Origin of the sequence: Brevundimonas pishanensis (assembly GCF_022750635.1) — a bacterium.
GTDB lineage: Bacteria > Pseudomonadota > Alphaproteobacteria > Caulobacterales > Caulobacteraceae > Brevundimonas > Brevundimonas pishanensis.
Genome location: NZ_JAJKBG010000012.1, coordinates 2501 through 5567 on the forward strand (window position 1 = coordinate 2501; position 3067 = coordinate 5567).

Sequence of the window (3067 nt, forward strand, 5' to 3'; positions counted from 1 at the left end):
GAGGCGATGAAAGACGTGGCAAGCTGCGATAAGAACCGGGGAGGCGCTAGCACCCTTTGATCCGGTTATTTCTGAATGGGGAAACCCACCTTTGCAGTCTTCCAACTTCTACCCTTCGGGGTAACGGTTGGACGATTGTTAAAGGTACAATGAGCTGAATACATAGGCTTCATTGAGCGAACCCGGGGAACTGAAACATCTCAGTACCCGGAGGAAAGGACATCAACCGAGACTCCCGTAGTAGTGGCGAGCGAACCGGGACCAGGCCAGTGCTCTTGTGAAATAAAGGCGAACGACTTGGAAAAGTCGGCCATAGTGGGTGAAAGCCCCGTAGCCATCAAACAGCAAGAGACTCGAGTAGGGCGGGACACGTGAAATCCTGTCTGAACATGGGGGGACCACCCTCCAAGCCTAAGTACTCCTCTACGACCGATAGTGAACAAGTACCGTGAGGGAAAGGTGAAAAGCACCCCGACAAGGGGAGTGAAACAGAACCTGAAATCGGAAGCCTACAAGCAGTCGGAGCCTCCAAGCGAGGTGACGGCGTACCTTTTGTATAATGGGTCAGCGACTTCATGTGTCGAGCAAGCTTAAGCCGTTAGGTGTAGGCGCAGCGAAAGCGAGTCTGAATAGGGCGCTAAGTTCGACGTATGACGACCCGAAACCAGGTGATCTATCCATGAGCAGGATGAAGGTTAGGTAACACTAACTGGAGGTCCGAACCCGTGAATGTTGAAAAATTCTGGGATGACTTGTGGATAGGGGTGAAAGGCCAATCAAACCTGGACATAGCTGGTTCTCCGCGAAATCTATTTAGGTAGAGCGTCCGACGAATACCCTGGGGGGTAGAGCACTGGATGGTTGCGGGCTGCGCGAGCGGTACCAATACTAACCAAACTCCGAATACCCAGGAGTACTATCGGGCAGACACACGGCGGGTGCTAACGTCCGTCGTGAAAAGGGAAACAACCCTAACCATCATCTAAGGCCCCCAAATCGTGGCTAAGTGGGAAACGATGTGGGATTGCTTTGACAATCAGGAGGTTGGCTTAGAAGCAGCCATCCTTTAAAGAAAGCGTAACAGCTCACTGATCAAGCGATCCTGCGCGGAAAATGTAACGGGGCTAAAGCCACGTGCCGAAGATATGGGTTTGCAGTTTACTGCAAGCGGTAGCGGAGCGTTCCGTAAGCCGGTGAAGGTCAACCGTGAGGTTGGCTGGAGGTATCGGAAGTGAGAATGCTGACATGAGTAACGATAAACAGTGTGAGAAACACTGTCGCCGAAAGACCAAGGGTTCCTGCGTAAAGCTAATCTGCGCAGGGTTAGTCGGCCCCTAAGGCGAGGCTGAAAAGCGTAGTCGATGGGAAGCAGGTAAATATTCCTGCACCAGCTAGAAGTGACGGATGGCATAACTTGTACAGGCTTATTGGATTGTCTGTGCAGGGGCGTTGTCCCTGGAAATAACTCTAGCAGAGACCGTACCCGAAACCGACACAGGTGGTCAGGTAGAGCATACCAAGGCGCTTGAGAGAACTGTGCTGAAGGAACTCGGCAAATTGCACGCGTAACTTCGGAATAAGCGTGACTTACTCTGCGCAAGCAGAACTAAGTGGCACAAGCCAGGGGGTAGCGACTGTTTAGCAAAAACACAGGGCTCTGCGAAGCAGCAATGCGACGTATAGGGTCTGACGCCTGCCCGGTGCCTGAAGGTTAAAGGGAGGAGTGAAAGCTCCGAACTGAAGCCCAGGTAAACGGCGGCCGTAACTATAACGGTCCTAAGGTAGCGAAATTCCTTGTCGGGTAAGTTCCGACCTGCACGAATGGCGTAACGACTTCCCCACTGTCTCCAGCACAGGCTCAGTGAAATTGAATTCCCCGTGAAGATGCGGGGTTCCCGCGGTCAGACGGAAAGACCCTATGAACCTTTACTATAGCTTCGCCTTGGCGTTAGCGACCGTATGTGTAGGATAGGTGGGAGGCTATGAAGCCGGGGCGCCAGCTCTGGTGGAGCCATCCTTGAAATACCACCCTTACTGTCGTTGACGTCTAACCGAGGGCCGTTATCCGGTCCCGGGACATGGCGTGGTGGGTAGTTTGACTGGGGCGGTCGCCTCCTAAAGTGTAACGGAGGCGCGCGATGGTGGGCTCAGACCGGTCGGAAATCGGTCGTCGAGTGCAATGGCATAAGCCCGCCTGACTGCGAGACTGACAAGTCGAGCAGAGACGAAAGTCGGCCATAGTGATCCGGTGGTCCCGCGTGGAAGGGCCATCGCTCAACGGATAAAAGGTACTCTAGGGATAACAGGCTGATTTTGCCCAAGAGTCCATATCGACGGCAAAGTTTGGCACCTCGATGTCGGCTCATCTCATCCTGGGGCTGGAGCAGGTCCCAAGGGTATGGCTGTTCGCCATTTAAAGAGGTACGTGAGCTGGGTTCAGAACGTCGTGAGACAGTTTGGTCCCTATCTGCCGTGGGTGTTCGAAGCTTGAGAGGATCTGTCCCTAGTACGAGAGGACCGGGATGGACATACCTCTGGTGGACCTGTCGTGGCGCCAGCCGCGCAGCAGGGTAGCTAAGTATGGAATAGATAACCGCTGAAAGCATCTAAGCGGGAAACTAACCTCAAAACAAGGCTTCGCTGAGGATCGTGGAAGACTACCACGTTGATAGGCCAGGTGTGGAAGCGCGGTGACGTGTGAAGCTTACTGGTACTAATAATCCGATCGGCTTGATCGTTTCTCAGCAAAACCCATTGGTTTTACTTTACCAATAAATACGCGATTTCTTCTCATCCTTATATACTTGGTTGACCCGGTGACTTTGTCGGAGATTCCCCACCCGATCCCATTCCGAACTCGGTCGTTAAGGTCTCCAGAGCCGATGGTACTTCGTCTTAAGACGCGGGAGAGTAGGTCGTCGCCGGGTCTACCAAGTATATAATGATAAACGAACTTCTCATCCTTCCTCACAATATCCTACGCCTTTGACGCGGGATGGAGCAGCCCGGTAGCTCGTCAGGCTCATAACCTGAAGGTCGTAGGTTCAAATCCTACTCCCGCACCCAA

1 tRNA gene and 2 rRNA genes (1 of these 3 only partly in view) are annotated in these 3067 nt (G+C 53.0%); all 3 read left to right on the forward strand.

The annotated features are described in order from the left end of the window. A 23S ribosomal RNA gene (locus LOX95_RS14125) occupies positions 1 to 2738 on the forward strand; it begins 42 nt to the left of the window's first position. A gap of 74 nt (positions 2739 to 2812) precedes the next feature. Then, positions 2813 to 2927, forward strand: a 5S ribosomal RNA gene (rrf, locus tag LOX95_RS14130). A 62-nt stretch (positions 2928 to 2989) separates the two neighbouring features. Then, positions 2990 to 3066: transfer RNA gene (locus LOX95_RS14135), tRNA-Met, on the forward strand. Position 3067 lies beyond the last annotated feature (1 nt).